This window comes from Streptomyces sp. NPDC028907 (assembly GCF_055564995.1).
Map to the genome: position 1 here is coordinate 664,541 of NZ_JBVHVE010000003.1, position 23,970 is coordinate 688,510.

Genomic DNA, 23,970 nt, shown 5'->3' on the forward strand with positions numbered 1-23,970 from the left:
CCGCCGGATGCGACCCGACGACCCCACGACTCGGCGCCCCTCACCAACCATCGAACGGAGGAGCCCGTGGCTCCGATCATCGCAGAACAGAGGCGGAAGACCATCGAGGGCCTGCGTGCCCTGGCGGACTTCCTGGAGTCCAACGAGGCACTGCCTGTGCCCACCTTGCAGCAGCTGAACGTGCCGATGTCGACGAACCCCGCTGTGGAGGAGTTCGCTGCCGAGCAGGGGCTGACCGTCACGTACGACGACGAGGGCAACGCGTCGACGAACGTGCAGTTCGGGCCGCTGGCTTACCACGTGTACGGCTACGTCGACTTCCATGCCCACCTGGAGCGCAACGCCGAGCGCCACGCCCGGAACTGGGCGGAGCGCAAGGGCATGGAGATCCGGCCCGCTGGGGCGGTGTCGGCATGAGCGCCCCGCTGGTCGTGAACACCAAGGACGGAACCTGCTGGACGCGCCGCGCGGTGACGCGCGACGGGCTCGCCCTGTACGCCCCGGCCGCCATCTGTCAGTGCCCCGACTTCATCATGGCGACGCTGGCCGAGCTGGCGGAGCACGGGATTGTGGGGTCGGCGGATGTGCTGCCGGTGCCGGTGGGCCCGGAGCCGCAGCCGCTCGCGCTGCCGTGGGCGCACGCCATGTCGAATGATGACCTGCACCTGTTCCTCGACGACCTCGTGTCGGCCGCGCTGAACCGGTGGCGGTCGGAGCCCGAGACCCCGGACCGGGTGACGCTGGCGGAGGTTGAGAAGGCGTGTGCGCGGTGGCGGACGCCGGGTCAGGGCTACCGGAGCGACGAGTCCGAGGTAGAGGCACTCCTGGCTCGCGTCGCCGAGCTGGAGGCGGAGCGGCACACCACGAACGAGGCCCTGTCGGACGCTGCCGAGCAGCTGCGCGCGAACCGTGACCGGCTCGACGAGCTGGAGCAGCAGCTCGCCGCAAAGGCCCGCGCGTCCGACGAGGACCCCATCGCGTACGTGCTCCCCGAGACGGCCGGCGGGCTGACGGCCCAAGAGCTGGCCCTGACCCCCGACGGGACGTACCGCTGCAAGTGCGGTCACTGGGACAACGTCCACGGGCCGTTCTGCTTCGCCGCTGTGTGTAACTGCGGGAAGTTCACGCTGGCCACCGTCGGGGAGAAGGCGACTCCGCGAGTGCCGGGGCTGCGTGAGCTCGTCGCCGGGCAACGCGCCGCCGTGGAGGACCCGCACGACAGCCCGCTGCACCACAACTACCTCAAGGGCCGGGACCTCCCGGAGGTGCAGCTGTGAGCGCCCGCGACGTCATCCGCAACGTGCTGCTCGCCCACTACGGCGACAGCCCCAACCCGGCCCTGGTCGTCGACACGCTCATGGCGAACGACCACGCCGAGGTCCTGCACGGCACCATCGCCGAGTTCGAGAAGCGCCTCGCCCTGATCCCCGCCCAGTTGGTGAGCAAGGACGCCGTCCTGGAGTTTCTGCGGAACCAGGCCACGGCCCCGGAGAAGAGCAGCCCCAACGAGGCCGACGCCACTCCCAACTTCTTCCAGCCGGACCGCACCTACCAGCGCCGCCGTTGGCACTTCCAGTGCTTGGCCGTCAAACCGGCCCCCACCGCTGCAACACCGTTCAACGGCGAGACCCGCGCCGTCGGTTTCCTCTACCGCGCCGGTGAACCGGCCACCGTCACGGCTCTGTCCCCGAACGACTGGTCGCACGGCGAGTGGACTGACGGCGCCTCCAAGTACGACCCGGAGGCCGACGAATGAGCGCCCCCACCGTGACCCCGCTGATCCTCGCGGCGAAGCACAGCCGCCCGGCCGCCGACGCCACACCTGAGACCACCCGACCGACCTTCAAGTGGCCGGACGACTGGGACCAGGTCCTCAACACCGCCATCCGCGACTGGCCCGGCGAGTGGCAGCCGAAGCGCGTCCAGAACCTCTACAGCGCCCGCTACGGCCGCGGCCTGTACCGGTGCGACGCCCGTCGCTTCCTGTCCGAGCGCGCCCGCCAGGGGCTGCTCACGCTCGTCGACCGCCCGAACGGCCGCTTCTACACCCGCACCACCAGGAAGGGCGGCACCGCCTGATGACGACGACCGTGCAGGCCGGGGAGCAGTCCCCGGCCGCCGGCCCGGTCACCCCGACCGGGCGACTCCTCCTCCACCACACCACCCCGCGGGACGTGTGGCTGGACGCCCGCCGCCAAGGCATCGGCTCCAGCGACCTGCCCGCCGTGATGAACCTGTCCGGCTTCAAGACCCCGCTGCACGTCTTCCACGACAAGCGCGGACGCCTCCCGCACGACGACGAGTTCAGCGAGGCCGCCCACTTCGGCGTGCTCTTCGAGGAGCCCCTCGCCCGCGACTGGGCGCGCCGCAACCGGACCGTCGTCGAACCGGTCGGGCTGATCGCGAACGTCGACGAGTCCTGGCAGATGTGCACCCTGGACCGGCTGTGCACCGAGTGCCCGCTCGACAGATCACAGCGGTCGCTGTGCGCGCTGGAGGTGAAGACCCGCAACGCGTTCGTCGCGAAGCTCTGGAATCAGGGCCCGCCGGACGACGTCCTCGCCCAGGTGCTGTGGCAGATCCTCGTCACCGGCCTCGACCACATCCACGTCGTGTGCCTGATCGGTGGCCAGGACTACCGGCAGTACACCGTGCGCCGCGAAGAGCACGTGAAGCTCGTCGCCTACCTGCACGCCGAGGCATCCCGCCTGTGGCACGACCACATCGTCCCCGGACGGGCCCCGGCGCTGTCCGGCGAGGAACCGCCGGACGCCCTGATCGAGCTGTACGACCGGCTCCACCCGGACCGCCAGGGCGTGGCCGTCCTGGACCGCGACGGCGACGCGCACGACGCGATGACGGATTACGTCGCGGCCGTCGCCCTGGAGCGCGCGGCCGAGCGGAAGAAGAAGGCCGCCAAGGCCAAGCTCCTCGCCGCGCTCGGCGGCGCACAGGCCGCGACGGTCCTGGACAAGCCCTTCTTCTCCATCGAGCAGTCGTACCGCAAGACGCCCGACCTGGAGCGCCTCGCCGAGGAGTTCCCCGAGGCCTACCGCACCTGCGTCGAGGACAAGCCGTTCGACCGCATCGCCATCCCCAAGTTCGTACGTGAGGAGTACGCCGCATGACGTCCCTGACCGAACGGGCCGAGCAGCACGCCAGCGGCGAGCAGCCGACCGAGACGTACCAGCCGCCGGCGCCTGCGCCTGAGCCTGAGTCGCTCCCGGACATCGACATCGAGGGCCCCGGTGCCGACGGCCCCGAACAGGTCGACGTGTTCGTCGCCTGGTCCCGCGTGATGGACGACATCCGCGGCATCAGCAAGAGCGAGGTCTACAACGCCCCTGGCACCCGCTACAACTTCCGTGGCGTCGACCGGACCGTCAACGCCTTCGCCCCGGTCCTGCGACGTCACGGCGTGCTGGTCATCCCGTCCAACGTGCAGGCGTCGTACCGGGACTTCACCAACAGCAACAAGAAGATCCAGCGCGAGTGCACCGTGATCGTCACGTGGACGATCTACGGGCCGAAGGGCGACCACTTCACCGCCCAGTCCGCAGGCGAGTCCCTCGACTCGTCCGACAAGGGCACCGCGAAGGCACAGTCCGTCGCGCTGCGCGTGCTGCTGCTGACCGCCGGCATGGTGCCCACCGGCGACCCCGACCCGGACTCGGTGCACATCGACCGTGGTGAAGCGGTCGTGCGGTCCGCCGAGGACTACCGCGACGAGATCCTCAGCCCCGACACCAGCCCTCGCCGCCTCGGGCAGATCCGGGACGAGCTGGAGCAGCATCGGATGCTCAACGCGCGGGTGCAGAACGAGACGGGCGGGTTGGAGACGCTCGACTCGATCGGCGGCCGGATGTACCGGGAGCGCACGGGCGGTGCGTCGTGAGCCCTCTACACAAGCTCCTGGACCGGGTCCTGCCGCCGACAGGCCTGCACCGCGGCCACCGCGCCGGGACCGTGCCGGAGCGCATCGAGGTGCCCCTCGACGACCTGATCGGCCCCCGCTCCTGGTACACGACACCGACCGTGACGGACGTGCCGTCCTGTGGCGTCCTCACCCAGGCCTGGAAGCCCTGCTCCGGCCTCTGCGACGGAGAGATGCCGTCGGTGCTGCACGAGGACGGCTCGTACACCTGCGGCCACTGCCTGACCACCACCCGGCCCGAGGGGGAGTCGTGAGCGCCTCGCACCAGCACCCGGACACGCTGCCCAACGCGCTCGCCTGGGCCGAGGACGCCGCCTGCCGTGGCCAGGACCTGGACCTGTTCTTCTCCGAAGCCGACGGCAAGGTCACCGAGGCGAAGCGGATCTGCGCCCGCTGTCCGGTCCGCGAGGAGTGCCTCGCCGAGGTACTCCGCGCCGAGGACGCCTCCCGCTACGGCGTCTACGGCGGACTCACGTCCCAGGAGCGAGCCAAGTTGCTCGGTCAGCGGCTGCGGCACCAGGAAGCCCGCGAATGACCGGCCAGGAGGGGAGCGGCGCCCTGGAGCTGCCGCTCCTCGACTGGCGGGACTCCTCGCACTGGGACTACTCGGGCCCCCAGCCCTGCCGCTACTGCGAGGAGCCGACCCAGATGCGCGACTCCAAGTTCAAGCCCGCTCACAAGCTCTGCGCCGAGAAGGCGCTCGCCCAACAGGCCGCCGAAGCGGCCGACGCCTACCAGATCGGACACCACAGATGAGTCGTCAACTCCGCCCCGCGGGGCCCCTGAACAAGACCGCACTCGGCGAAGCCGTCGCCGCCACACTCGGCGTCAGCATCGAGGACGGCCACCAGGCCGTCGCCGCCGTCCTCGACACCATCGCCCGCACCGTCGCCGCCGGCCACCAGGTCGCCGTCACCAACTTCGGCACCTGGGCGCCCAAGCACGTCCCTGCCCGTAAGGCGTGGAACCCGCAGACCGGCGACCCGGTGGTCGTGGAGGCAGGTACGAAGCTCCACTTCCGTGTCTCGCCGCAGCTCCAGGCGGCTGTGAAGGCCAAGGACCCGGACGCCGCGGTCATCACCAAGCGCCACCGTCGGGCGGCTGGGGGCGCCCGATGAAGCGCAGGACCGTACTCAAGGGCGGCCAGCGCGAGGAGATCAAGCAGCAGGCCAAGGACTGGTACCTCCAGGGCTGCACGATCCACTCCACGGCCGCCAAGATCGGGCGCTCGTACGGCAGCACCCGCGACCTCCTCCTGGAGGCCGGGGTCAAGCTCCGGCCCCGCGGCGGCATGCGGACCCGCTTCGGATCGGCGGACCGCTGATGGACAAGGACCGCCTCGCCCGCCTCGCCTTGGATGCCATGTCCTTCACCGTGATCGGTGACGCTGACCGTGCCAGTGACGCCATCACCGAGATCGGCACCAGCGGCGACCCGTTCGACATGTACGCGGCGTGCTGTGGCTTCGCGGAGACCGCCAAGCGCGCCATGGTCAAGGTGCTCGGCCGTGAGCCGAACCTGGCCGCTGGCGACATGTGGGTCATCGAGGACCTGAAGCCCGGTGTTCCGCACACGGACCCTGCGGAGACCTTCGCCGTCCGCTTCATGATCGCCTACGCGAACGACGACAAGGACACCGCTCCCGCCCTGTTCCGGGCCGCGCTCGCCGCAGGGCCCGAGCAGTACGTCGACTCCGTGTGCGCCCTCCTGACCAACGCCGCCGACCTGCACCGCCTGTCCGTCCGACACACCCCCGCCCGCGAGTAGCCGCGCCTCGGGGCGGTCCACCACGGGCCGCCCCGCCGCCCGGATCTTGCCGTATCGGTTCCGCAACATCACGGAGAGAGACCCCAGTTGAGCAACGAAGAGCAGGACCGCGCCAGCGGGAGCGTGCCGAACGCCTTCGGCAACGCGCTGTCGTGGGAGTGGACGCGGAAGCAGATGTCCCCATATCTGCGCCGCTCCGGGCTGCCCCTGCTCCTGTGCCAGCTGCGGAACTTCGCCAACGCCTCCGGCGAAGTCGCTTTCTCCTCCGACCGCAAGCCCATCCGCATCACCGACATCGCCGCCGCCGCGTGCTGCCGAGAGAAGGACGCCCGCCGCTACCTGGAGGCCGCGGAACGCGCCGGCGTGGTCCGGGTGGTCGGCGAGCGGAAGCGCGGCAAGGCGACTCGGTACGTGATCGTGCCGCATCCGTTCCCGGACTGGCAGGCCGCTGAGGACTACCTGAAGTCGACCGCTCGGGACAACAGCAAGCGGCCTCCGAAGTGGACTCAGGAGACGGAGACTCCCGCCGAAAGTTCGGGCCACTCCGGCCCGAACCAGAACGGGCCACTCCGGCCCGAACTTACCGACGGTACGGATCAAGAAGTTCGGGCCACTCCGGCCCGTTGGAGTTCGGGCCACTCCGGCCCGACCGGTTCGGGCCACTCCGGCCCGAATAACCCAGGAGGGTTCCCAGGGTCTTCCCATGACGGGGCTGAGGTTGTTGATCAACCTCAGGTAGATGGGCCCACCGGTGATCAACCCGAAGCCCACGAACCAGACCCAGGCGACCACACCACCTGGCGCATCTGCCCCGGCTGCCACCGCCGGATCATGCCCGACCCCCAGCGCCCCGACCGCCGCATGCACGCCCGCTGCGAACCCCAGCACGCCGAACCCGAGAGGACCGCGTCATGAGCCCCATCCGGCCCGAGAACCGCGACCGGTACCCGGCCGACTGGCCTGCGATCAGCATCCGCATCCGCCACGACCGCGCCCAGGGCCGATGCGAGTGCCGAGGCGAATGCGGGCGAGGTACGCACGTCGGCCGCTGCCCGAACGTCAACGGAGGCCACGCGTACGGCACCGGCTCGAAGGTCGTGCTCACCGTCGCCCACCTCGACCACACCCCCGAGAACTGCGACCCCGCCAACCTCCGCGCCATGTGCCAGGGCTGCCACCTGCACTACGACCGCGATCACCACCGCGAGACCGCCGCAGCAACCCGCCGCGCCGCGATCGAAGCCGCAGGCCAACTCACCTTCGGAGGCACGCCGTGAGCACCCCGTACGAGCGCCTCATGCAGGAAGCCATCCCCACCAGACCACCCGCCAAGCCACCCCACCAGCCCTGGACACCCGAAGAACAAGCCCAGCACCTCGCCGACCTCCTCGAAGCCCTCGCCGACTGGCACGACCCCAGCCAACAAGCCCAGCAGAAACGCCGACGCCACCTCGCCATCGTCCAGCCACACCAGAGCCAGACAGACGCCGCCTGACCCAGGAGCAGCACATGAGCGCCCGCATCGACCCCCTGTTCGCCATCCACGCCAGCCCCGAAGCCATCCAGATCGCCATCCACGAAGCCGAGGCCACCAGCAAGCGCTACGACCGCAAGGCCTCCGCCCTCCGCGGACTCCTCGACACCCGCCGGTCCCAGATCGCAGCCGGGACATGGCCACCCAAGGACGACAACGAGCAGCCCACGGCCTGACCGCCGTCCATCCGGTTCCGCCAGCCATCGCGCACAGAGAGAAACGATCATGAGCTTGCCCGCCCCGTTCGACCCCGACCACTTCGAGTTCCGTCTCTCGCCCGACCGCCGCCAGTTCGCCATCTGGCAGCCCGGCAACGAGCCCTGGTTCGTCCCCGAAGCCTTCATGCAGGGGCGGTGGCTCAAGCCGAACGACATGGACCGCCTCGGCTGGACCCGCTACGTCCCCGTCGACGACACCCCGCCGGCCGCCGTGGAGCCGTCCGACCGGCCGCGGCTGTTCCACCTCCAACGGGACCACGACGTCTCCGGCGTGAGCGGCACCGGCCGGGTCGCGAACGGCGTCCTGTGGCCCGACGGGACCGTGTCGCTGCGCTGGATAGGCGAACGGCCGTCCACGGTCCACTGGGACCGCCTGGAGGACGCTGAGCACGTCCACGGGCATGGTGGCGCCACCCGGATCGTGTGGGCCGACGAGCAGCCGCCTGGGGACCGGGAGGCCGTGCTGCGGGAGGCGATCGACGTCGCCCGCGAGGAGGGGCACCGGCTTGAGGCCCAAGTGGGCATCCAGCAGGCGCGCGGGGCCCGCTCCGTCGCCTACCTGCTGCGCAAGCTCCTCGCGAAGGCACAGCCCGCCGCCGAGGCGCAGCAGCCGTGACCACGGCCGCCCGCGACGCCGCGGACTGGCGCCTGCGGGCGGCCTGCCGCGGCCACAACACCGAACGCTGGTTTGACGGCCCTGGAGGCCAATACGGCACCGCTCAGCAGCTCTGCGACGGCTGCCCAGTGCGCGCCGAATGCCTCCACGAAGCCCTCACCACCGAGTCCGCCTGGCACCGCTACGGGCTCTGGGGCGGACTCACCGGAGGCCAACGCAACACCATCCCCACTCTCCCCGCCCCGAAAGCCGCCGCCCTCGCCTTCCTCCGCGAACACCTCGCCGCCCTCGACGCCGAAAGGACCCCCAAGCCCATGACCACCGCCCCCGCCACCAGCCCGGCCCCACCGGTCGTCGACGTCCGCCCGAAGGCCGGCGCCGAAACGCCCGAGCTCATCACCACCAGCAGCCTCCTCCGCTGGGCGGAAGACCACCCTGACCCCGACGTCCAGGACCAGGGCGCCCGCGCCGAAGCCGCCCTCACCGGCCTCCGCCACCGGTACGCCGCCGACCAGGAACTCACCGCCATCACCACCGAGGCCGAGCAGCTGGAGAAGCGCCTCGCCGAACTCCGCGCGCGTGAAGCCGAGCTCGCGCCGGCGCCGAAGCGGAAACGCGGCTCGCACGTCCGCGACTACGACCCCCGGACCGTCCGCGCCTGGGCCGACGAGAACGGCGTCGACTGCCCGCGCATGGGCCAACTCCCCAAGGCCGTCCTCGAGGCGTGGCGCGCGGCCCAGGAGCCGAAGTGATCGCCGAGATCCTCGCCAGCTTCGCCATCGCCGCCGTGACCGTCGCCTGGACATTCCTCGCGACGGTCCGGTGGGCCCGCTTCGGCAACGACCAGCCCACGACTCGGCCCACCCCCACCTGGGCCCGGAGGAACCGATGAACCGCCCCACCACCATCCTCTGCGGCCTGTACAGCTCCCACGCAGTCCTCCTCGGCTACTACGCCACCAACAGCGCCCGCAACGACGCTCCCTGGCACACCGTCGGCCTAGTCGCCGTCTCGGCGCTCCTGGTCGTCGCCGCCGTCCGCGAGTACGTGGCCGCAGACGAGAGGCGAGCCGCCGCCGCGAGGGCCGAGCGCGCCGCCAGACCTCCCGACGCCATACCGCGCGCCCTCCGCGACGACATCGCCCTCGGCTGGAACGACCTCACCTCGGCGTGCTGCCTGACCGCCTGGGCCTCGCACGGCACCGACCACGACCCCGCCACCTGCACCCGAAAGGACCAGACCACATGAGCAACCGCCTGACCGAAGCGGAGGCCGCCGCCCTCCGCGCCTACCCGCCCAAGCCCGGCACCCTGATCACCCGAGCTGTGGTGAACAAGGCCGTCCGGCAGGCCGCCGACGTGCCCGAGGCCCGCCTGACCCTCGACACGATCACCAGCGACGCCCTCGACGCCCTCCAGCTCAGGGCCGCGCGCATGGAGCACGCCACCAAGCAGGCCGCCGAGCTCGCCGTGCGCCTGGAGGACGCCGAACGGGAACGGGACGGGGCGTACCGCGAGCGCGCCCACCTCCTCGCCTGGCTCGCCGCCCTCCACCCCCGGCACGCGGTCCTCGCCCCGGCTGTCGACATCGACGACGAGGACGGCTGGTGGCTGCTGTTCCTCACCGTGACTGGCCGCCAGCTCTCGTGGCACATCGCACCGCGGGACGTGGGGCTGTTCGACCACGTGGAGCACGTGGACGTCGCCGACCCGCGCGCGCAGTGGGACGGCCACACCACCGATGAGAAGTACGCGGGCATCGCGGCGCACACGGCCGAGCTGGAGAAGCAGATCGTCCCGGGGGGCGCTGAGGCAGCCATCGCCCGCGTACGCCAGATCATCCAGGAGTTCACTGGCGGCGAGCACCCCCGGCGCGCTGGGAAGACGCTCGCCGGGGAGCTGGCCGCCCGCGTCCTTGTCGCCCTCGACGAACCCGCGCCCGGCCCGGCAGGGGCCGACGTGGCCGAACTGGAGAAGACCGCCCGCGTCTTCGCTGCACTCCACCAGTCCGCCGAGCAGGACGTGAGCCGCGTCATCGCCCTCTACGAGCAGTGGGTGAAGGCCGGACCGCCGCCGCTCGGCACGTCCATGGCGCGCTGGTGGGACGCCCGGCTCGTCGAACTGCACGACGCGATCCGGGCGCCCGACGAAGCGACCGAGCCCATCGTCGACCGGCCCTTCCGCTCCCACCGGCCGAAGCCCGCAGCCCCATACGAGTGCGCCCACGGCCACGCCTGGAAGCCCCGCACGCCGTGTGCCGAGTGCCTCGCCGAGCGGGAACGGCCGCACCCGGCTGAGCCCGTGAGCGCCGTTCTGGACCCCGACCGCCCGAAGACGAGGTACCGGGTGTGCCGCAGATGCACTCAGGCCACCGCGGAGCCGGTACACCGCGCTGCCGCGTGCGCCTGCACGTACGGCCAGCGCTGCCCCAACTGCCGCGACTGAACACGGAGACGACCATGCCCGAAGCCGACCACCACCGCCCGTTCATCACCGAGCCGCCCGACTGGCCGTCGACAGTCCGCCTCTTCCAGCCCCCGCAGCTCACCGACGAGCAGCGCGAGCAGATCCGCCAGTCCATGGCCAACGTCACGGCCGGGCTCACCCAGATCTTCGAGGCGATCAGCCCGGCCGCCGTAACCGCCGCCAAGCAGCTGGAGGAACTCGGCGAGCAGCTGCGCGCCGCGGGTTCGTACCGGCCCGACTGGGCCGACACGTTCGCCTACAAGCCCGGAAGGTCCTGACCGTGCCCAAGCCGATCAGCCGCGCTCCGTACGACCACGCCTTGCACCAGATCAACGAGGTCAGCGAGCAGACCAACCGAATCACCGGCATCGGAGACAGCTCACGCCCCATCGACGCCGTGGCCATGGTGGCCGTCCTCAACGCCCGCTCGAACCTGGCCATCGCGTCCGCGCTCCTTGCGGTCGCCGACGCACTCCGAGACAGGCAGCCAGCCTGAGCACGACGAAGGGGCGCGCGCCAACAGTCTTGCCGGACCGGCGCACGCCCCCAGGCGGGATCACCGTACCGCCCCACGCACACCAGGAGCACCCACGATGACCACCGCCACCCACCTCCGCACCATCGCTACCCGCTGGACCGACCTCACCGACGCCCTCGCCTCCACCGGTACCGCCACCTGGCCCCCCGCAGGCCGCATGAGCGACTACCTCAACGCCCTCGACCAGGCCGACGAAGAGTTGGCCGAAGCCGCACGCTGGCAGGCCGCCTACACCCGACAGTTCCTCGACCGCGACCCCGCCCAGATCGGCGCCACCCGGCCCCCACTGCGCATCGCGATCCTCGACACCATGCGCACGGTCGAAGCCGCCCTGATCCACACCGCCGACGAGGTGGCCCACGTCGTCCAGCGAGAGCCCATGGCATTCACCGCGGCCCGGAAGGTCGACCGGGCGACGTACACGAGCGAGCGGCACGCCCGCGTCGTCCACGAGGATCGGCAGCGCCGTGACGCCCTCGCTCGTGCCGACGTCGCCGACCCGCGACGCTGGCGGTTCGGCGGACGACACACCGCCCCGCACACGGCCCTGTGGCTCCTCGCCCGCGTGGAGGCCCGCCCGGGCCCGTTCCGGCCCCTGCCCGACCGGGAGCACCGGCTGATCGCCAACGTCGCCCAGGAGGCCGCCGAGCGCGTTGAGCGGGCCCTCGACATCGCCGGACGCAAAGCCACCATCGCCCAGCCCTGCCCCGACTGCGGCGGGCGGATCGACATGCACGGAGGCGCCGGCGCCGAACCCGTCGCACACTGCACCAGCTGCGGTCACATCTGGACCCAGCAGGACACCACAGCCGTAGCCTGACCCCATGACACCCGCGGACTTGTTACTCGGCCTCGGCCGGGAAATGGCAGCAGTCCACTCGCTCAGCGCCGACCAATGGCGCCGGCGCGAGTTCCTGGTCCGGCGGGCAGCCGCAGCCGACAGGCTCGCCGACGCCAACGGCGGCCATCCGGTCGCGGCAGCCGAGGTCATCCACGAGGCCCTGCTCTTCGCGCGGGCGCTCCTCGATCACGACCTGCTGAACGGGACCGGGCGCGGGCCGGTCCCTCCGGAATCCGGGACTGATGATCCGCGCGGCTACGCCCGGCAGGAGCATCGGGTGTGGGTGTTGGAGCACGAGACGCCGTAGGCAGCACTGAGCCCCCGCACACCTCGTGCGGGGGCTCACGTACGCCCGGCTACGGCCGCCACTCCTCGCGGTAGCCGGGCCGGTCCGCGTACCGCAGCGCGCGGTATCGCGCGGCCTCCCCCAGCCCGGCTGCGCGACCGTACGCAAACTCCGGCTCGGGGTCCTCGGTGTCCAGGTCCGCGACGGCTTCGTACGCGGCCAGTAGGGCTCGGTCGGCTTCGATCTCGCGCAGCGCCCGAGCAGGATCGTGATGGGCGACGTGTTCGCCACGTCCCTGCTCCAGGAAGTCCTGGAGCGGGAACGCTGCGATGAACTCGGATCGCTCGACGAGTTCCTGAGGTAGCGCGCCGCGTCGCGAGAACACGAAGCCGTCGTTGTAGTACCAGTCTGGGCCCGTGTCCTGGGCGGCGGCCCGCGCGATCCGCTCGTCCTCGTCGAGCTGGGCGCGCAGCCACTGCACGAGATCATCCATCGCTACTCCTCCGCCTGGTCCTTCCTCGGCCGTGCCGTCCCGGACCCCTTGTAGCCGCGGAACACGGTCTGGACGATGCTCAGGCTCACGCCGAGACGATCCGCGATCTTCCGGTACGACAGGCCTTCCTGCTCGTGGAAGCGTCGGATGAGGTCGTCCCGCTCGGCCGACCACTCCGGGTTGCGGCGGACCTGCTCGGCCATGATCCGGCTCTTCGCCTTCACCCGCTCCTCCTCGTCCGCGATCTGTTCGACCGCGTCCAGGGCGTCCGACACGCGGCGCACCTCCTCGTCGCTCACTCCTGGCCCTTCATCCGGTGGGCCGCTTGCCTCGGACTGTAGGGGACCCCTACAGTCGGGAGCAAGCAGCCGAGTGCTGCCAACAGAACGACCCCCGGCCGGAGTTGCCGCTCCATATGGCCGGGGGTCAGGCCCACCTCAACCATCACGAAAAGGCAGGCCCTGATGGCCCACCGTACCGATCAACCCCCTGAGCAGCCCACCCCCGTCACGGAGGACATCGACGCCCCGGCCCCTGTGCTGCTGGATCGTGCCGCCGCCGAATACGCCGACGCGCAGACCCGCCGCCAGCAGCTCTCCCGCGAGGACCGCGTCCACGGCAACCAGACCGGCGGTGCCAGCTGATGGGTCTCCGAGACTTCGTGCGCAGCCTCGCGCCCGGCAACGACCGCCAGCTGGCTGCCGACCTCAGCACCCAACGCCGCCGCGCCCACCACCGCTCCGTCACCAAGGCCGCTGCCGAGGGCGAGAAGTGGGAGCGCAAGGACCGCAAGCGCGACCGCCGCGGCGACCGCCACACCGACTGGACCAACTGACCCTCACGAGACCGGCCGCCCCGCGAAATCCCCCACGCGGGGCGGCCACCTCTTGGAGACCACCGTGAGCATGTCCCGAGCCACGCGACAGATCGTCGTCGCACACCTCACCGACCGAGGCATGAACCCCACAGAGATCGCCGACGAGCTGGGCGTCTCCCGCGAAACCGTCCGCAGAGACCTCCACAACCGGCCCACCGACGACCAGCCCGACACCGCCCCCGACGAGGCGCCCCCTGTGGCATTCGGCGAGCAGGGACTGACGCTCCCCCCGAGCCTCCAGCTCGGCCAAGACCTGCGCCTCCTCGCCGCCTCATACAAGGCCCCCGCCGAGGACATCGCGCGCCAGCTGCTGCACCTCGAAGCCGAGGCGATCCGCGACCGCGTCCACGCCCGCCACGCCGCCACACCGGCCACGTAGCCGTGCGCGCCGTCTGGCCGATCCTCGCCCTCCTCGGCGCCGCCGGCCTCTACGCCGTCGCACCCCGCCGCGCCCCACTCCTGTACCTCGGCCCGGCCGCCTGCACCGTCGCCCTCATCACCCTCGCCGTGACCTACGTCGCGGCCGTCTGGAGCCACTGACCATGCCGTACACCGTCATCAACCTCGGTGGCGTCGCCCTCGGCGTCGGCATCATCCTCATGTTCCTCATCCGCTGGTGGTTCCAGGAGAAGCACCGGTGGGCCGGCCTGGTCCCGTTCGTCCTCGCCCACATCTACGGGCTGCTCGCCGCGCTGGCCACGTTCACCGCCTGGTCCGCGCTCGGCATCGTCACCTGGCTCGCGATCTGGATCGCCAACGTCGGCGGGTGGGCCGGTCTGGTCCTGGGCGTCGGCGGCAACGCCCCGCTCGTCGTCCGCGGCAACCCGGTCGTCCTCACGGACGGCGGCTTCGTGATCGTGTTCCTGTTCACGCTGGTGTTCATCGCCCTGCTGAAGTGGGCGCCCAAGGTGCCGAACGCGAAGCTGGTCTGGGGCGCCTTCTCTGGGATCTGCCTTGCCCTGTCCGGGAACGTGGCCGGGATGGCTGCGGTACCGCTCGGCAGCGCGGTCAACTTGCTGGGGTCCGGCTTCGAAGGAACGTTCACGTGAGCGCCGACGAGCCAACGGAGACGGAGGCCGAGGAGGCCGAACCGGCGGGGGAGTCAGGCGGGATGAGCGAGCGCACGGCGCGCGCGATCCTCGCCCTCGTCGCTGGCCTCGCGGTCTGGGGGCTCGTCGCCGCGTTCCCCGAGATCGCATACGTCATCGTCGGCATCCTCGGCACACACGGCTGGCAGAAGGCGCGCGGGTGGATCGGAGGCCGTCGCGAGGATCAGGCCGCCGAGGAGGAAACGCCCCCGGATATCGGCGAGGCTCTGCGCCGCCTCGTCGGCGACGACAAGGGCGTCCTCCTCACCGTCCTCCGTGACGACCTGAAGCTCCCCGACACGAAGGCAGTGAAGGCGCTCCTCAAGGCCGAGGGCATCCCCTGGAAGTCCGGGCGCACGCGAGAGGGGAACGGGCCGTCCGTGCGCCGGGAGGCCATCCCACCCGCGTCCTCTCCCGCTGCCGCCGAACCCCATAGAGAGGGTTGTTGTTGCAGGTCAGGCGACAACAACAACACCAACAACGGCTCCGGCGACCCCTCCCAGAAGGGGTTACGTGTAGAGCGCATCGGCCAGGCCGGAACCGTCACCTACAGCCCGGCAGACGTCGCCCGCCACCATCCGCCTCCCAACCCCTGAGGCCCCGTCGGCAGGCATGACAAAAAGTTGACAGAACTGCCGATCCGCTGACCGGCAATACTCCCCACTGCGAGGCTGGAGCCATGAGCGAAGCAGATCCCGACACTCCCGTCCGACGGGACATCGACCCCGAAGAGAACCAAGAACCATCGAACAACGACGCCATGAACTACGAGCCCGCCGAGGACGAGTGGGGGTTCGCCGATCCAAACGACTTCTACGACCCGTGATCGTCGTACCACGAGGCCCCGCCGCACACCCTGCGCGGCGGGGCCTTCGTACGCCATCCTGAACCCATGCCCGCAGCCCTCAAGTTCACCGGCGCCGACAAGGACATGACCCTCGACGAGCTCGCCGCGTTCGTCGACGCCGCCAGGAAGGCCGGCGTCCCCGGCGACAACCCGATCCGCGCGGAGCTGTCGACGAGCGGGAAGACCAAGGAAGTTGAGACCGCCCTCGACGAGGACGACGACTAGGCGACTACGCCCGTAGTTGCAAAACCGGCGATGATCCCTGACTATGGGCCTCACGTCCGGCGTGCCCGGACCCAAACCCCAAGGCCCGCCTCCGTGCGGGCCTTCGCCATTTCCGGACCGTGACCCACTTAGGTCACAGAACCGTCCCAACGCCTTCACACGCCCCACACAGCGGCTAGATTCACCCTCCACGCAAACTGCGCCAATGGGGGGCGACATGAGCCAGCACCATCCGCAACAGCCCGAGTGGGGGCACCCGCAGCAGCCGACGCAGCCCGGCTACGGCTACCCGCAACAGCCCGGCTGGGGCGCTCCCCCGCCTCAGCCGCCGAAGCGGAAGACCGGCAAGATCCTCGGCATCATCGGTGCCGTGTTCGTCGGCCTCATTGTGATCGGCGCCCTCGCAGGTGGCGGCGACGCCAAGGACACCAGCAACAAGGACAAGGCCGTCACCGCCGCCTCGGACAAGCCCAAGGCCCAGGCCGAGGAACCCGCCGCCGACAAGCCCGCGAAGGAAGAACCGGCCGCCGAGGACAAGAGCCAGGCCGAGCAGTTCAAAGACTGCGTCACCAAGTCCGGCACCCCCGCCGAGAAGTCCGCCGTGAAGCACGTCACCAAGGTGACCGGCGCCGACAAGAACAACGACATCCTGGACACGGCCGAGGTGTTCACCGACTACACGGGCGGTCTCATTGGCCCGCACGCCTCGGACGGCAAGCTGATCGCGTCCGCGTTCGCGTCCTGCTACGAGTCGAAGAACGGGCTTGTGACCGTGTACGACGAGAAGGGCGAGATCCTCTCGAACGGCAACTACTGACCCACCCTGCTGACCGGCCCGGCTCGCGCCCGTGCGCGGCCGGGCCTTCGCACGTCCGGAGGTGACCATGCCGAACCAGTGGACCCCGGTCACCGACGAGGACCGCGCCGAGATCATCCGCCTCCACGGCGAAGGCCTCGGCCGCAACGAGATCGCCCGCCGCACCGGGCGCGCCCAGCGCACCGTCTCCGTCATCTGCGCCGAGGAAGGCCTCGTCTTCGACGTGTCGATGACCGAGGACGCCACCCGCCACCGCGTCGCCCAACTTGCCGCACTGCGCGCCGACACCGCCGTCGACCTCCACCTTGACGCGCTCAAGCTCACGCAGCAGATGTGGGAACCCGCGACGATCTACAACTTCGGCGGCAAAGAGAACACGTACAACGAGCACTACGTGGACGAGCCGCCCACCGGCGACAAGAAGAACCTCATGGCCGCGGCCGGGATCGCCCTGGAGAAGTCCCTCAAGCTCGTCCCGCCCGCCGACGACGCCGGCGCCGACGACGCCCGCTCGATGCTCGGCCAGCTCATGGTCGGCCTCAAGGCCGCGTACGACCAGGCCGCGGCCGGGGAGGGCGGCACCGGCGAGGAGGCGGAGGGTGAGTCTCCTTGATGCGCTGCCCCTGTCCCGCAAGCAGATCGTCTCGATCGTGGAGGCCGAGGCGCGCATCAACGCTTGGGAGGGCAGCGTCCGGTCGGGGAAGACCATCGCTTCGCTGCTCGCGTGGCTGATCTTCGTCGCGAATGCGCCGACCGGCGGCGAGCTCGTCATGGTCGGCCGCACACGGGACTCGCTGTACCGGAACGTGATCGCCCCGCTGACCAACCCGGAGATCTTCGGGGGCCTGGCGAAGCAGATCGACTACAACCCGGGCGCGCCGACCGCGGTCATCATGGGCCGGATCGTGCACATGATGGGCGCGAACGACGCCAAGGCCGAGCCCAAGGTGCGCGGCATGACCTGTGCGGGGGCGTATGTCGACGAGGCAACGACCCTGCCACAGACGTTCTTCGACCAGCTGGTGGCGCGGTGCAGCGTCAGGGGCGCGCGGATCTTCACGACCACGAACCCCGACAACCCGAACCACTGGTTCCGCCGCGACTACCTGAAGCGGCCTGCAGAGACCCGGCTCAGGTCGTGGCACTTCACCCTCGACGACAACCCGTACCTGGACCCCGAGTACGTCGCGTCGCTCAAGTCGACATACGTGGGCCTGTTCTACCGGCGTAACATCCTCGGGCACTGGGTGCAGGCCGAGGGCGCGATCTACGAGGCGTTCGACGAGACCCGGCACGTCGTCTCCGACCTGCCGCACATCGCCCGCTGGTTGTGCGACGCGATCGACTACGGCACCACCAACCCGTACGCCGACCTGTTGATCGGGCTTGGCGTCGACCAGCGGCTGTACGTCGTCTCGGAGTACCGGTGGGACTCCCGGGCGCAGCGCCGCAAGAAGACTGACGCCGAGTACAGCCAAGCTCGCCGACGCTGGCTCTCCGGGGTCGCTCAGCCGCAGACGAACGTCCTGGGCGTGCAGCCGGAGTTCACCATCGTCGACCCGTCCGCGGCCTCGTACATCGAGCAGCTGCACCGCGACGGCGTGAGCGGCGTGACCCCGGCGGAGAACGCGGTCCTGGACGGGATCCGCACGGTCGGCAGCCTGTTTGCCGCTGACCGGCTGCGTATCCACCCCTCGGCGGTCGGGCTGATCGAGGAAATCCCGGGCTACTCCTGGGATGACGAGGCGGCTGAGAAGGGCGAGGACAAGCCCATCAAGGTCGACGACCACTCTTGTGACGCGCTGCGGTACGGCGTCCGTACGACTGAGGCCCTGTGGCGGCCGCACATCCCGCTGCTCCTGGAGGTGGCCGCGTAATGCCTCTGCCCACTGGTGACAGGCCGTGGCCGCCGGTCGACGAGCGTGTCCAGTACGCCCTCGCCGACTGGGACGCCTGGTACTCGTCAGACCCCGACCGGCTCGAAGCCCGGTACTCCGGCCGCGGCTACCGCGAAGCCGTCGACCGGCCCTCACAGCACCGCGGCGGTGTCGTGGGACGCCTGGCCCGCTGGTTCTGGGGACAGCCCACCCCCGACGGCGAGAAGCGCGACAAGCTCCACGTCCCTCTCGCCGGGGACATCGCCCGCACGAGCAGCGAACTGCTGTTCTCGGAGCCGCCCAAGCTCCTCGCCCCCGAGGGCTCCAACGACGCCACCCAGGCCGCCCTCGACAGCCTGATGGAGGACGGCCTCCAGCCGACCCTCCTGGAGGCCGGGGAGATCTGCGCAGCGCTCGGCGGCGCCTACCTGCGCGTGGTCTGGGACGACGAGGTGTCGGACCGGCCGTGGATCGACACCGTGGCCGCCGACCGCGCCGTCCCCGAGTTCCGGTACGGGCGGCTCGTCGCGGTCACCTTCTGGACCGTGCTGGAGGCCGAAGGCCGCAACGACCAGCGGGTGTTCCGGCACCTGGAGCGCCACGAGAAGGGCCGCATCTACCACGGCCTGTACGAAGGCTCAACGACGAGCCTCGGCGCCCCGCGACCGCTCGCCGACCACCCCGAGACGGCCCCGCTCGCCGCGATGGTCGACGAGGATGGCGGCCTCGACACCGGCGCCCCCGACCACCTCACCGCCGCCTACGTGCCCAACGTCCGGCCCGCGCGCGCCTGGAGGCACATCCCGACCGCCGCCTACTGGGGACAGTCCGACTTCCAGGGCATCGAAGGCCTGATGGACCAGCTCGACGAGACCTACTCGTCGTGGATGCGGGACGTGCAGAACGGCAAGGGCCGCGTGGTCGTCCCCAACAGCATGCTGGAGTCCCTCGGCCCCGGGCAGGGTGCAGCGTGGAGCGAGGAACGCCGGGTCTACTCGGGGCTCAACATGCTCCAACGGCCCGGCGACCCGAACCCGCTCACCGTCGTCCAGTTCGAGATCCGCGTCCAGGAGCACCGCGACACCTGCGCCGAGCTCACCGAGCAGGCTGTACGGCAGGCCGGCTACTCCGCGTCGACGTTCGGGGAGACCGGCGACGGGGCCGCGGTCACCGCGACCGAGATCCGCGCCCGCGAGCGCCGGAGCATGAGCACCCGGTCGCGTAAGGCCCTGTACTGGGGGCCCGCGCTCTCGGACATCACGGCGGCCCTCCTGGCCGTGCAGGCGGGCGAGAGGTTCCGCGTCACGGGCCTGGACTTGGAGCCGCCGAAGGTGGAGTTCCAGGACTCCATCAGCGAGGGCCCGACCGAGCTCGCCACCACGGCCGAGCTGCTGCGCCGGGCCGAGGCAGCGTCCACGGACACCCTGGTGCGAATGACGCATCCGGACTGGGACGACCAGCAGGTCACGGCCGAGGTCGACGCGATCCTCGGCGAGTCTGGCCGTGTGGTCGCCGACCCGACGCTGACCGGAGCCGAAGGAGGCGGGCCCGATGCCGGTTTCCCCAGCGATGGCGGAGGACCTGGCGACTGAGGTCGCCCGCCTCTACGAGGACGCCGAGGCCTCGCTCCTGGAGCGCCTCGCCAAGGCGCTGGAGGCCGATCTCGAAAGCCCCCTGTGGGCTGAACTCAAGCTCGCCGCGATCGGCAACCTCCGGCAGGCCGTGGAGACCGTCACCGACGCACTCCAGCAGGACACCGACGGCAAAGTCCGCGAGGCCCTGATCGAGGCGTACAACCGTGGCCGCCAGGCCGCCGTCGCCGAGCTCGGCGCGCTCGACATCGGCCGCGAGCTCGTCGCCCGCGCGACGGTGCCGAACGCGCCGGCCGTCGACCGGCTGGCGGCATCGATGGCGGACGACACCCGCCCGGTGTACCAGCGCATCACGAGGGCGGTGGTGGACGGCTACCGGCGGATCGTCGCCCGGGCGTCGGGCGGGGTGCTGCTGGGCACCGTGACCCGCCGCCAGGCCGCCCAGCGGGCCCTGGACCAGTTCGCCGCACGCGGGATCACCGGGTTCATCGACCGGTCCGGCCGGTCGTGGGACATGGCCTCGTACGCCGAGATGGCCGTCCGCTCGGTCACCGCCCGGGCAGCCGTGGAGGGGCACATCGACGCCCTCGCCGAGATCGGCGTAGGCCTCGTCATCGTGTCCGACGCCCCACTGGAGTGCCCTCTGTGCGCGCAGTGGGAGGGCGAGATCCTCACCCTGTCCGGGCCGCCCGGACCGCAGTCGCTCCGCGTGGAGCATGCGATCCAGCCGAGCGGCCTGTTCGCTCCCACGCGCACAGTCGTCGTGCACGCCGCCGGGTCGCTCGTGGAGGCGCGCGCGGCCGGGCTGTTCCACCCGAACTGCCGCCACAGCCTCAGCGCCTACCTGCCGGGCGTGTCGACCCGCCCGCCGCACCACGCGACGCCGGGGACGACGTACGAGGACACGCAGCGGCAGCGGGCGATCGAGCGGCACATCCGGGCGTGGAAGCGCCGCCAGGCTGCCGCGATGGACGAGCAGCAGCGGCGCCGCGCGGGCGCGTACGTCCGCAAGTGGCAGGCCGCCATGCGCGAGCACGTGGACGTGCACCCCGACCTTCGTCGCAAGCCTGCCCGCGAGCAGATCGGCGCCGCCCGGTAGGCGCCCCCACAGACCCCCGGCACCCGCCGCACGGCGACCGCCGGACAATCCCGCACGGGAGAACACAATGCAGGTCCCTTTCAAGCACCCGCTGGCAACCCACGCAGCGGGAACCGTTCTTGGCCGACGCCGCAACGGCTCGCCGATCTACGCCATCGCGGGTGGCAACGGCGAGGGCGAAGGCGGCTCCGGCACAGGCGGCCAGGGCGGTTCCAGTGACGGAGGCGCGTCCGGCGGCCAAGGCGCAGGCAGCCAGGGTTCGAGCCAAGGCGCAGGAGACTCCGGCCAGGGCGCCGGCAACCAGAGCGGCGCAGGCTCCGGCGACGGAGACAGCACCGACTGGAAGGCCCTCGCCCGCCAGTGGGAGAAGCGCGCCAAGGAGAACAAGGGCGCCGCCGACGAGCTGGCCACGCTTAAGGCCTCCCAGATGAGCGAGCAGGAGAAGGCCGTCGCCGAAGCCGAGAAGCGGGGCCGCACGGCCGCCGCCATCGAGCACGGCAAGGACCTCGCCGTCGCCCGCTTCGAAGCCGCCGCCACGCGCGCCGGCGTCGACCTGGGCGAGGCCGCCGAACTGATCGACACCGCACGGTTCGTCGACAAGGACGGCAAGGTCGACACCGACGGCATCGCGGCCGCCGTGAAGAAGCTCGCCAAGCTCGCCCCGAAGGGCGCTGGCCGCTCCGGCGGCGACATGGGCGGCGGAGGCGGCTCCGGCGACCAAAACGCCTCCATCGACAAGCAGATCGAGGCCGCGACCAAGGCCCGCAACTTCGCCGAGGTCGTACGACTCAAGCGGCTCAAGACCGCACAGACCACGTAAGGAGTAGGCCATGGCCGGCATCACCGGAATGGGCACCACCTTCAACCTCCCCAACTACGCCGGGGAACTCTTCGCGATCACGCCGGAGGACACCCCGTTCCTGTCGGCCATCGGCGGGCTCACGGGCGGTGGCATGACCACCAGCCAGGAGTTCGAGTGGCAGACCTACGACCTGCGCGACCCGGCGCAGCGCACAAAGGTGGAGGGCGCTGCCGCGCCGACCGCTGAGGAGCGGGTGCGGGCGAACGTCCGCAACGTCGTCCAGATCCACCAGGAGAAGGTCTCCGTCTCCTACACCAAGCAGGCTGCGGTCGGCGCGCTGGCGACGCCGGGTGCGGCGCCGTTCCGTGGGGTGAACGGGGAGAACCCGGTCACCAACGAGATGGACTGGCAGATCGCTCAGGCGCTGAAGTCGATCGCGCTGGACGTGAACTTCAGCTTCCTGAACGGCGAGTTCGCGAACCCGACGACGAACGCGACCGCGCGGAAGACGCGCGGCCTGCTGGAGGCCATCACCACGAACCGCATCTCGCGCGGTACGACGGTGACCGGCGCGACGTCGGCGACGGACACGATCACCTCCACCGCGCACGGCCTCACCGACGGTGACAAGATCGTGTTCCGGGACACCGGAGACGCGACCGGCATCGTCGCCGGCCGGGTCTACTTCGTCGACGCCGTGGACGCGAACACCTTCAAGGTGTCGGCCACCTCCGGCGGCACGGCGATCACCCTCGGCACGGCGACGGACATCTCGTACACGGTGCCCTGGTCGACGACCCTCGCGACCAGCCACATCGACGACCTGCTCCAGCTCGCCTACGACAACGGCGGCATCAGCGAGCAGGAGACCGCGGTGATCGTGACGAACTCGATCCAGAAGCGGGCGATCACCAAGGCGTACGCGGACGCGTACGGCAAGTCCGTCATGGTCACCGAGGCGAACCGCAACGTCGGCGGCGTCAACGTCCAGACCATCGAGACCGACTTCGGGCGGCTCGGCATCATGATGGACCGGCACATGCCGCAGGACTCGATCCTGGTGGCATCGCTGGAGCAGCTGATGCCGGTCATGCTGAACATCCCCGGCAAGGGCGTCCTGTTCGAGGAGCCGCTCGCCAAGACGGGCGCCTCGGACGAGGCCCAGCTGTACGGGGAGATCGGCCTGAAGTACGGCAACGAGCGTGCTCACGCGGTTGAGACCGGCCTGGTGATCTGACGTGGCGGTCTACGAGAGGGGTGCCGCCGGTTTCGTCGCCGAGCGGGTGCGGCCGGTGTCGGGCAGCGAGGCGGCCGAGCGGTACGCCGCCCTGGCCGCCGACCCCAAGTCCGGCTGGCGCTGCGCCGAACCCGACCCCGAGCTGGAGGAGGCCCGGCAGGAGCCGGTCGTCCTGGAGCGGCCGGCCAAGTCGGCGTCCAAGGCGGACTGGAAGGCCTACGCCGTCCAGGAAGGCATGGACGAGGCCGAGGCGGACAAGGCCACGCGCGACGAGCTGGCCGCGACGTACGCGGAAGGAGGCGGTGACTGATGCCCCTCGTCGGAACGAAGCTGTCCCTCGCGCTGAGCACGGTCCAGACAAACCCGCTGGACCTCCTCACCGGGCGGGCCCCGGTGGACCTGCTGAAGGCCATCACCCTCGGCAGCGGCACCGGCGCGAACCAGGTCGACCGGCTATTCACGGACCGGCGCACACTGGCCGCGTCCGCGAGCGAGGACCTGGACCTGGCCGGCGTACTGAGCGACGCGTTCGGGGCGACGCTGACCTTCGCCAAGCTGAAGGCGCTGCTCGTCATCGCCGACTCGGCGAACACGAACAACGTCAACGTCACCCGACCGGCCAGCAACGGCGTACCGCTGTTCCTGGCGGCCGGGGACGGCATCCCGGTCCTGCCCGGCGGCCTCTTCGCATGGGTCGGCCCGGGCGCCGGCGTCGCCGTCACGGCCGGTACCGGAGACCTGGTGACGGTGGCCAACTCGGGTGCGGGCACGTCGGTCACGTACGACGTGTACGCCCTCGGCACGAGCGCGTAGGGGG

The 23,970-nt window shown here is 70.8% G+C and carries 44 protein-coding genes; 42 read left to right on the plus strand and 2 right to left on the minus strand.

The annotated features are described in order from the left end of the window. Window positions 1–66: 66 nt before the first annotated feature. The 25 genes from ACZ4UU_RS12145 to ACZ4UU_RS12265 all read left to right on the plus strand — a co-directional run bounded on the left by ACZ4UU_RS12145 (window position 67) and on the right by ACZ4UU_RS12265 (window position 12,220). On the plus strand, window positions 67–417 hold the full coding sequence (locus ACZ4UU_RS12145; protein WP_468038968.1) for a hypothetical protein: 351 nt from the start codon (window positions 67–69) through the stop codon (window positions 415–417). Next, the gene (locus ACZ4UU_RS12150; RefSeq protein WP_468038970.1) at window positions 414–1,277 is read left to right on the plus strand and encodes a hypothetical protein; all 864 of its coding nucleotides are present in this window, start codon (window positions 414–416) and stop codon (window positions 1,275–1,277) included. Before ACZ4UU_RS12145 ends, ACZ4UU_RS12150 begins: the two co-directional genes overlap by 4 nt. Beyond that, on the plus strand, window positions 1,274–1,756 hold the full coding sequence (locus tag ACZ4UU_RS12155; RefSeq protein ID WP_468038972.1) for a hypothetical protein: 483 nt from the start codon (window positions 1,274–1,276) through the stop codon (window positions 1,754–1,756). The genes ACZ4UU_RS12150 and ACZ4UU_RS12155 overlap by 4 nt, the downstream gene beginning before the upstream one ends. Continuing rightward, the gene (locus ACZ4UU_RS12160; protein WP_468038974.1) at window positions 1,753–2,079 is read left to right on the plus strand and encodes a hypothetical protein; all 327 of its coding nucleotides are present in this window, start codon (window positions 1,753–1,755) and stop codon (window positions 2,077–2,079) included. The genes ACZ4UU_RS12155 and ACZ4UU_RS12160 overlap by 4 nt, the downstream gene beginning before the upstream one ends. Beyond that, window positions 2,079–3,128, plus strand: coding sequence for a YqaJ viral recombinase family nuclease (locus ACZ4UU_RS12165; protein ID WP_468038976.1), 1,050 nt, complete (start codon window positions 2,079–2,081; stop codon window positions 3,126–3,128). The genes ACZ4UU_RS12160 and ACZ4UU_RS12165 overlap by 1 nt, the downstream gene beginning before the upstream one ends. Continuing rightward, the gene (locus tag ACZ4UU_RS12170) at window positions 3,125–3,895 is read left to right on the plus strand and encodes an ERF family protein (protein ID WP_468038978.1); all 771 of its coding nucleotides are present in this window, start codon (window positions 3,125–3,127) and stop codon (window positions 3,893–3,895) included. Before ACZ4UU_RS12165 ends, ACZ4UU_RS12170 begins: the two co-directional genes overlap by 4 nt. Continuing rightward, entirely contained in the window at window positions 3,892–4,188 is a 297-nt protein-coding gene (locus ACZ4UU_RS12175; RefSeq protein WP_468038980.1) for a hypothetical protein, read from the plus strand. Before ACZ4UU_RS12170 ends, ACZ4UU_RS12175 begins: the two co-directional genes overlap by 4 nt. Beyond that, complete coding sequence (locus ACZ4UU_RS12180) at window positions 4,185–4,469, plus strand: WhiB family transcriptional regulator (protein ID WP_468038982.1); 285 nt, start codon at window positions 4,185–4,187, stop codon at window positions 4,467–4,469. The genes ACZ4UU_RS12175 and ACZ4UU_RS12180 overlap by 4 nt, the downstream gene beginning before the upstream one ends. Then, complete coding sequence (locus ACZ4UU_RS12185) at window positions 4,466–4,690, plus strand: hypothetical protein (RefSeq protein WP_468038984.1); 225 nt, start codon at window positions 4,466–4,468, stop codon at window positions 4,688–4,690. Before ACZ4UU_RS12180 ends, ACZ4UU_RS12185 begins: the two co-directional genes overlap by 4 nt. Further along, window positions 4,687–5,052, plus strand: a complete 366-nt coding sequence (locus tag ACZ4UU_RS12190; RefSeq protein ID WP_468038986.1) for an HU family DNA-binding protein — start codon at window positions 4,687–4,689, stop codon at window positions 5,050–5,052. Before ACZ4UU_RS12185 ends, ACZ4UU_RS12190 begins: the two co-directional genes overlap by 4 nt. Next, the gene (locus ACZ4UU_RS12195) at window positions 5,049–5,258 is read left to right on the plus strand and encodes a helix-turn-helix domain-containing protein (RefSeq protein WP_468038988.1); all 210 of its coding nucleotides are present in this window, start codon (window positions 5,049–5,051) and stop codon (window positions 5,256–5,258) included. Before ACZ4UU_RS12190 ends, ACZ4UU_RS12195 begins: the two co-directional genes overlap by 4 nt. Next, on the plus strand, window positions 5,258–5,701 hold the full coding sequence (locus tag ACZ4UU_RS12200) for a hypothetical protein (RefSeq protein WP_468038990.1): 444 nt from the start codon (window positions 5,258–5,260) through the stop codon (window positions 5,699–5,701). The genes ACZ4UU_RS12195 and ACZ4UU_RS12200 overlap by 1 nt, the downstream gene beginning before the upstream one ends. A gap of 87 nt (window positions 5,702–5,788) precedes the next feature. Further along, window positions 5,789–6,616 (plus strand): hypothetical protein, encoded by an 828-nt coding sequence (locus ACZ4UU_RS12205; protein WP_468038992.1) that lies wholly within the window; start codon window positions 5,789–5,791, stop codon window positions 6,614–6,616. Further along, window positions 6,613–6,978, plus strand: coding sequence for a hypothetical protein (locus tag ACZ4UU_RS12210; RefSeq protein ID WP_468038994.1), 366 nt, complete (start codon window positions 6,613–6,615; stop codon window positions 6,976–6,978). Before ACZ4UU_RS12205 ends, ACZ4UU_RS12210 begins: the two co-directional genes overlap by 4 nt. Then, window positions 6,975–7,196 carry a hypothetical protein gene (locus ACZ4UU_RS12215; protein ID WP_468038996.1) on the plus strand — a complete coding sequence of 74 codons (222 nt, stop codon included), beginning with the start codon at window positions 6,975–6,977 and terminating at the stop codon, window positions 7,194–7,196. The genes ACZ4UU_RS12210 and ACZ4UU_RS12215 overlap by 4 nt, the downstream gene beginning before the upstream one ends. 14 nt (window positions 7,197–7,210) lie before the next feature. Further along, window positions 7,211–7,411 (plus strand): hypothetical protein, encoded by a 201-nt coding sequence (locus ACZ4UU_RS12220; RefSeq protein WP_468038999.1) that lies wholly within the window; start codon window positions 7,211–7,213, stop codon window positions 7,409–7,411. A 49-nt stretch (window positions 7,412–7,460) separates the two neighbouring features. After that, complete coding sequence (locus tag ACZ4UU_RS12225) at window positions 7,461–8,069, plus strand: hypothetical protein (protein WP_468039000.1); 609 nt, start codon at window positions 7,461–7,463, stop codon at window positions 8,067–8,069. Next, the gene (locus ACZ4UU_RS12230) at window positions 8,066–8,821 is read left to right on the plus strand and encodes a WhiB family transcriptional regulator (protein WP_468039002.1); all 756 of its coding nucleotides are present in this window, start codon (window positions 8,066–8,068) and stop codon (window positions 8,819–8,821) included. Before ACZ4UU_RS12225 ends, ACZ4UU_RS12230 begins: the two co-directional genes overlap by 4 nt. Next, entirely contained in the window at window positions 8,818–8,961 is a 144-nt protein-coding gene (locus ACZ4UU_RS12235; protein ID WP_468039003.1) for a hypothetical protein, read from the plus strand. Before ACZ4UU_RS12230 ends, ACZ4UU_RS12235 begins: the two co-directional genes overlap by 4 nt. Further along, the gene (locus tag ACZ4UU_RS12240) at window positions 8,958–9,317 is read left to right on the plus strand and encodes a hypothetical protein (RefSeq protein ID WP_468039005.1); all 360 of its coding nucleotides are present in this window, start codon (window positions 8,958–8,960) and stop codon (window positions 9,315–9,317) included. The genes ACZ4UU_RS12235 and ACZ4UU_RS12240 overlap by 4 nt, the downstream gene beginning before the upstream one ends. After that, the gene (locus tag ACZ4UU_RS12245; protein WP_468039007.1) at window positions 9,314–10,513 is read left to right on the plus strand and encodes a hypothetical protein; all 1,200 of its coding nucleotides are present in this window, start codon (window positions 9,314–9,316) and stop codon (window positions 10,511–10,513) included. Before ACZ4UU_RS12240 ends, ACZ4UU_RS12245 begins: the two co-directional genes overlap by 4 nt. A gap of 14 nt (window positions 10,514–10,527) precedes the next feature. Then, a complete protein-coding gene (locus ACZ4UU_RS12250; RefSeq protein ID WP_468039008.1) occupies window positions 10,528–10,812 on the plus strand; it encodes a hypothetical protein in 285 nt (94 codons plus the stop codon). Window positions 10,813–10,814: 2 nt separating this feature from the next. Further along, window positions 10,815–11,030, plus strand: a complete 216-nt coding sequence (locus ACZ4UU_RS12255; protein WP_468039010.1) for a hypothetical protein — start codon at window positions 10,815–10,817, stop codon at window positions 11,028–11,030. Window positions 11,031–11,127: 97 nt separating this feature from the next. Next, window positions 11,128–11,892 carry a hypothetical protein gene (locus tag ACZ4UU_RS12260; protein WP_468039011.1) on the plus strand — a complete coding sequence of 255 codons (765 nt, stop codon included), beginning with the start codon at window positions 11,128–11,130 and terminating at the stop codon, window positions 11,890–11,892. Between the two features lie 43 nt (window positions 11,893–11,935). Further along, window positions 11,936–12,220: a hypothetical protein gene (locus ACZ4UU_RS12265; protein ID WP_468039013.1), complete on the plus strand. Its 285-nt coding sequence runs from the start codon at window positions 11,936–11,938 to the stop codon at window positions 12,218–12,220. A 49-nt stretch (window positions 12,221–12,269) separates the two neighbouring features. On the opposite strand, the gene ACZ4UU_RS12270 is transcribed toward ACZ4UU_RS12265, so the two are convergent. After that, complete coding sequence (locus ACZ4UU_RS12270; protein WP_468039015.1) at window positions 12,270–12,692, minus strand: DUF6221 family protein; 423 nt, start codon at window positions 12,690–12,692, stop codon at window positions 12,270–12,272. Window positions 12,693–12,694: 2 nt separating this feature from the next. Beyond that, window positions 12,695–12,991 (minus strand): helix-turn-helix domain-containing protein, encoded by a 297-nt coding sequence (locus ACZ4UU_RS12275; RefSeq protein WP_468039017.1) that lies wholly within the window; start codon window positions 12,989–12,991, stop codon window positions 12,695–12,697. A 165-nt stretch (window positions 12,992–13,156) separates the two neighbouring features. Between ACZ4UU_RS12275 and ACZ4UU_RS12280 the strand changes: the two genes are divergently transcribed. From ACZ4UU_RS12280 to ACZ4UU_RS12360, 17 genes are all read left to right on the plus strand, one after another. Then, window positions 13,157–13,336 (plus strand): hypothetical protein, encoded by a 180-nt coding sequence (locus ACZ4UU_RS12280; RefSeq protein WP_468039019.1) that lies wholly within the window; start codon window positions 13,157–13,159, stop codon window positions 13,334–13,336. Beyond that, the gene (locus tag ACZ4UU_RS12285; RefSeq protein ID WP_468039021.1) at window positions 13,336–13,527 is read left to right on the plus strand and encodes a hypothetical protein; all 192 of its coding nucleotides are present in this window, start codon (window positions 13,336–13,338) and stop codon (window positions 13,525–13,527) included. Before ACZ4UU_RS12280 ends, ACZ4UU_RS12285 begins: the two co-directional genes overlap by 1 nt. 70 nt (window positions 13,528–13,597) lie before the next feature. Further along, window positions 13,598–13,948: a helix-turn-helix domain-containing protein gene (locus ACZ4UU_RS12290; protein WP_468039215.1), complete on the plus strand. Its 351-nt coding sequence runs from the start codon at window positions 13,598–13,600 to the stop codon at window positions 13,946–13,948. 2 nt (window positions 13,949–13,950) lie between these two features. Continuing rightward, the gene (locus ACZ4UU_RS12295) at window positions 13,951–14,109 is read left to right on the plus strand and encodes a hypothetical protein (RefSeq protein WP_468039022.1); all 159 of its coding nucleotides are present in this window, start codon (window positions 13,951–13,953) and stop codon (window positions 14,107–14,109) included. 2 nt (window positions 14,110–14,111) lie between these two features. Next, window positions 14,112–14,618 (plus strand): hypothetical protein, encoded by a 507-nt coding sequence (locus ACZ4UU_RS12300; RefSeq protein WP_468039024.1) that lies wholly within the window; start codon window positions 14,112–14,114, stop codon window positions 14,616–14,618. Then, on the plus strand, window positions 14,615–15,253 hold the full coding sequence (locus ACZ4UU_RS12305; protein ID WP_468039025.1) for a hypothetical protein: 639 nt from the start codon (window positions 14,615–14,617) through the stop codon (window positions 15,251–15,253). Before ACZ4UU_RS12300 ends, ACZ4UU_RS12305 begins: the two co-directional genes overlap by 4 nt. 83 nt (window positions 15,254–15,336) lie before the next feature. Beyond that, the gene (locus ACZ4UU_RS12310) at window positions 15,337–15,483 is read left to right on the plus strand and encodes a hypothetical protein (protein ID WP_468039027.1); all 147 of its coding nucleotides are present in this window, start codon (window positions 15,337–15,339) and stop codon (window positions 15,481–15,483) included. A gap of 66 nt (window positions 15,484–15,549) precedes the next feature. After that, window positions 15,550–15,729 (plus strand): hypothetical protein, encoded by a 180-nt coding sequence (locus ACZ4UU_RS12315; protein WP_468039029.1) that lies wholly within the window; start codon window positions 15,550–15,552, stop codon window positions 15,727–15,729. A gap of 217 nt (window positions 15,730–15,946) precedes the next feature. Then, window positions 15,947–16,546: a hypothetical protein gene (locus tag ACZ4UU_RS12320; RefSeq protein WP_468039031.1), complete on the plus strand. Its 600-nt coding sequence runs from the start codon at window positions 15,947–15,949 to the stop codon at window positions 16,544–16,546. Between the two features lie 67 nt (window positions 16,547–16,613). After that, window positions 16,614–17,159 carry a helix-turn-helix domain-containing protein gene (locus tag ACZ4UU_RS12325; protein ID WP_468039033.1) on the plus strand — a complete coding sequence of 182 codons (546 nt, stop codon included), beginning with the start codon at window positions 16,614–16,616 and terminating at the stop codon, window positions 17,157–17,159. Next, on the plus strand, window positions 17,146–18,423 hold the full coding sequence (locus tag ACZ4UU_RS12330) for a PBSX family phage terminase large subunit (protein ID WP_468039035.1): 1,278 nt from the start codon (window positions 17,146–17,148) through the stop codon (window positions 18,421–18,423). Before ACZ4UU_RS12325 ends, ACZ4UU_RS12330 begins: the two co-directional genes overlap by 14 nt. Beyond that, window positions 18,423–20,015, plus strand: coding sequence for a phage portal protein (locus ACZ4UU_RS12335; protein ID WP_468039037.1), 1,593 nt, complete (start codon window positions 18,423–18,425; stop codon window positions 20,013–20,015). Before ACZ4UU_RS12330 ends, ACZ4UU_RS12335 begins: the two co-directional genes overlap by 1 nt. Continuing rightward, a complete protein-coding gene (locus ACZ4UU_RS12340) occupies window positions 19,975–21,114 on the plus strand; it encodes a phage minor capsid protein (protein WP_468039039.1) in 1,140 nt (379 codons plus the stop codon). The genes ACZ4UU_RS12335 and ACZ4UU_RS12340 overlap by 41 nt, the downstream gene beginning before the upstream one ends. A gap of 67 nt (window positions 21,115–21,181) precedes the next feature. Then, a complete protein-coding gene (locus ACZ4UU_RS12345) occupies window positions 21,182–21,934 on the plus strand; it encodes a hypothetical protein (protein ID WP_468039040.1) in 753 nt (250 codons plus the stop codon). Window positions 21,935–21,944: 10 nt separating this feature from the next. Further along, complete coding sequence (locus tag ACZ4UU_RS12350) at window positions 21,945–23,153, plus strand: SU10 major capsid protein (protein WP_468039042.1); 1,209 nt, start codon at window positions 21,945–21,947, stop codon at window positions 23,151–23,153. A gap of 1 nt (window position 23,154) precedes the next feature. Then, entirely contained in the window at window positions 23,155–23,463 is a 309-nt protein-coding gene (locus tag ACZ4UU_RS12355) for a hypothetical protein (RefSeq protein WP_468039044.1), read from the plus strand. Next, window positions 23,463–23,966 carry a hypothetical protein gene (locus ACZ4UU_RS12360; protein WP_468039046.1) on the plus strand — a complete coding sequence of 168 codons (504 nt, stop codon included), beginning with the start codon at window positions 23,463–23,465 and terminating at the stop codon, window positions 23,964–23,966. The genes ACZ4UU_RS12355 and ACZ4UU_RS12360 overlap by 1 nt, the downstream gene beginning before the upstream one ends. Window positions 23,967–23,970 lie beyond the last annotated feature (4 nt).

Coding starts and splice junctions, on each gene's coding strand:
- ACZ4UU_RS12150 (WP_468038970.1), top strand. CDS start 414: ATGAGCGCCCCGCTGGTCGTGAACACCAAGGACGGAACCTGCTGGACG.
- ACZ4UU_RS12160 (WP_468038974.1), top strand. CDS start 1,753: ATGAGCGCCCCCACCGTGACCCCGCTGATCCTCGCGGCGAAGCACAGC.
- ACZ4UU_RS12165 (WP_468038976.1), top strand. CDS start 2,079: ATGACGACGACCGTGCAGGCCGGGGAGCAGTCCCCGGCCGCCGGCCCG.
- ACZ4UU_RS12170 (WP_468038978.1), top strand. CDS start 3,125: ATGACGTCCCTGACCGAACGGGCCGAGCAGCACGCCAGCGGCGAGCAG.
- ACZ4UU_RS12185 (WP_468038984.1), top strand. CDS start 4,466: ATGACCGGCCAGGAGGGGAGCGGCGCCCTGGAGCTGCCGCTCCTCGAC.
- ACZ4UU_RS12190 (WP_468038986.1), top strand. CDS start 4,687: ATGAGTCGTCAACTCCGCCCCGCGGGGCCCCTGAACAAGACCGCACTC.
- ACZ4UU_RS12195 (WP_468038988.1), top strand. CDS start 5,049: ATGAAGCGCAGGACCGTACTCAAGGGCGGCCAGCGCGAGGAGATCAAG.
- ACZ4UU_RS12200 (WP_468038990.1), top strand. CDS start 5,258: ATGGACAAGGACCGCCTCGCCCGCCTCGCCTTGGATGCCATGTCCTTC.
- ACZ4UU_RS12210 (WP_468038994.1), top strand. CDS start 6,613: ATGAGCCCCATCCGGCCCGAGAACCGCGACCGGTACCCGGCCGACTGG.
- ACZ4UU_RS12220 (WP_468038999.1), top strand. CDS start 7,211: ATGAGCGCCCGCATCGACCCCCTGTTCGCCATCCACGCCAGCCCCGAA.
- ACZ4UU_RS12225 (WP_468039000.1), top strand. CDS start 7,461: ATGAGCTTGCCCGCCCCGTTCGACCCCGACCACTTCGAGTTCCGTCTC.
- ACZ4UU_RS12240 (WP_468039005.1), top strand. CDS start 8,958: ATGAACCGCCCCACCACCATCCTCTGCGGCCTGTACAGCTCCCACGCA.
- ACZ4UU_RS12245 (WP_468039007.1), top strand. CDS start 9,314: ATGAGCAACCGCCTGACCGAAGCGGAGGCCGCCGCCCTCCGCGCCTAC.
- ACZ4UU_RS12250 (WP_468039008.1), top strand. CDS start 10,528: ATGCCCGAAGCCGACCACCACCGCCCGTTCATCACCGAGCCGCCCGAC.
- ACZ4UU_RS12260 (WP_468039011.1), top strand. CDS start 11,128: ATGACCACCGCCACCCACCTCCGCACCATCGCTACCCGCTGGACCGAC.
- ACZ4UU_RS12265 (WP_468039013.1), top strand. CDS start 11,936: ATGGCAGCAGTCCACTCGCTCAGCGCCGACCAATGGCGCCGGCGCGAG.
- ACZ4UU_RS12270 (WP_468039015.1), bottom strand. CDS start 12,692: ATGGATGATCTCGTGCAGTGGCTGCGCGCCCAGCTCGACGAGGACGAG.
- ACZ4UU_RS12280 (WP_468039019.1), top strand. CDS start 13,157: ATGGCCCACCGTACCGATCAACCCCCTGAGCAGCCCACCCCCGTCACG.
- ACZ4UU_RS12285 (WP_468039021.1), top strand. CDS start 13,336: ATGGGTCTCCGAGACTTCGTGCGCAGCCTCGCGCCCGGCAACGACCGC.
- ACZ4UU_RS12290 (WP_468039215.1), top strand. CDS start 13,598: ATGTCCCGAGCCACGCGACAGATCGTCGTCGCACACCTCACCGACCGA.
- ACZ4UU_RS12300 (WP_468039024.1), top strand. CDS start 14,112: ATGCCGTACACCGTCATCAACCTCGGTGGCGTCGCCCTCGGCGTCGGC.
- ACZ4UU_RS12310 (WP_468039027.1), top strand. CDS start 15,337: ATGAGCGAAGCAGATCCCGACACTCCCGTCCGACGGGACATCGACCCC.
- ACZ4UU_RS12315 (WP_468039029.1), top strand. CDS start 15,550: ATGCCCGCAGCCCTCAAGTTCACCGGCGCCGACAAGGACATGACCCTC.
- ACZ4UU_RS12320 (WP_468039031.1), top strand. CDS start 15,947: ATGAGCCAGCACCATCCGCAACAGCCCGAGTGGGGGCACCCGCAGCAG.
- ACZ4UU_RS12325 (WP_468039033.1), top strand. CDS start 16,614: ATGCCGAACCAGTGGACCCCGGTCACCGACGAGGACCGCGCCGAGATC.
- ACZ4UU_RS12335 (WP_468039037.1), top strand. CDS start 18,423: ATGCCTCTGCCCACTGGTGACAGGCCGTGGCCGCCGGTCGACGAGCGT.
- ACZ4UU_RS12340 (WP_468039039.1), top strand. CDS start 19,975: ATGCCGGTTTCCCCAGCGATGGCGGAGGACCTGGCGACTGAGGTCGCC.
- ACZ4UU_RS12345 (WP_468039040.1), top strand. CDS start 21,182: ATGCAGGTCCCTTTCAAGCACCCGCTGGCAACCCACGCAGCGGGAACC.
- ACZ4UU_RS12350 (WP_468039042.1), top strand. CDS start 21,945: ATGGCCGGCATCACCGGAATGGGCACCACCTTCAACCTCCCCAACTAC.
- ACZ4UU_RS12360 (WP_468039046.1), top strand. CDS start 23,463: ATGCCCCTCGTCGGAACGAAGCTGTCCCTCGCGCTGAGCACGGTCCAG.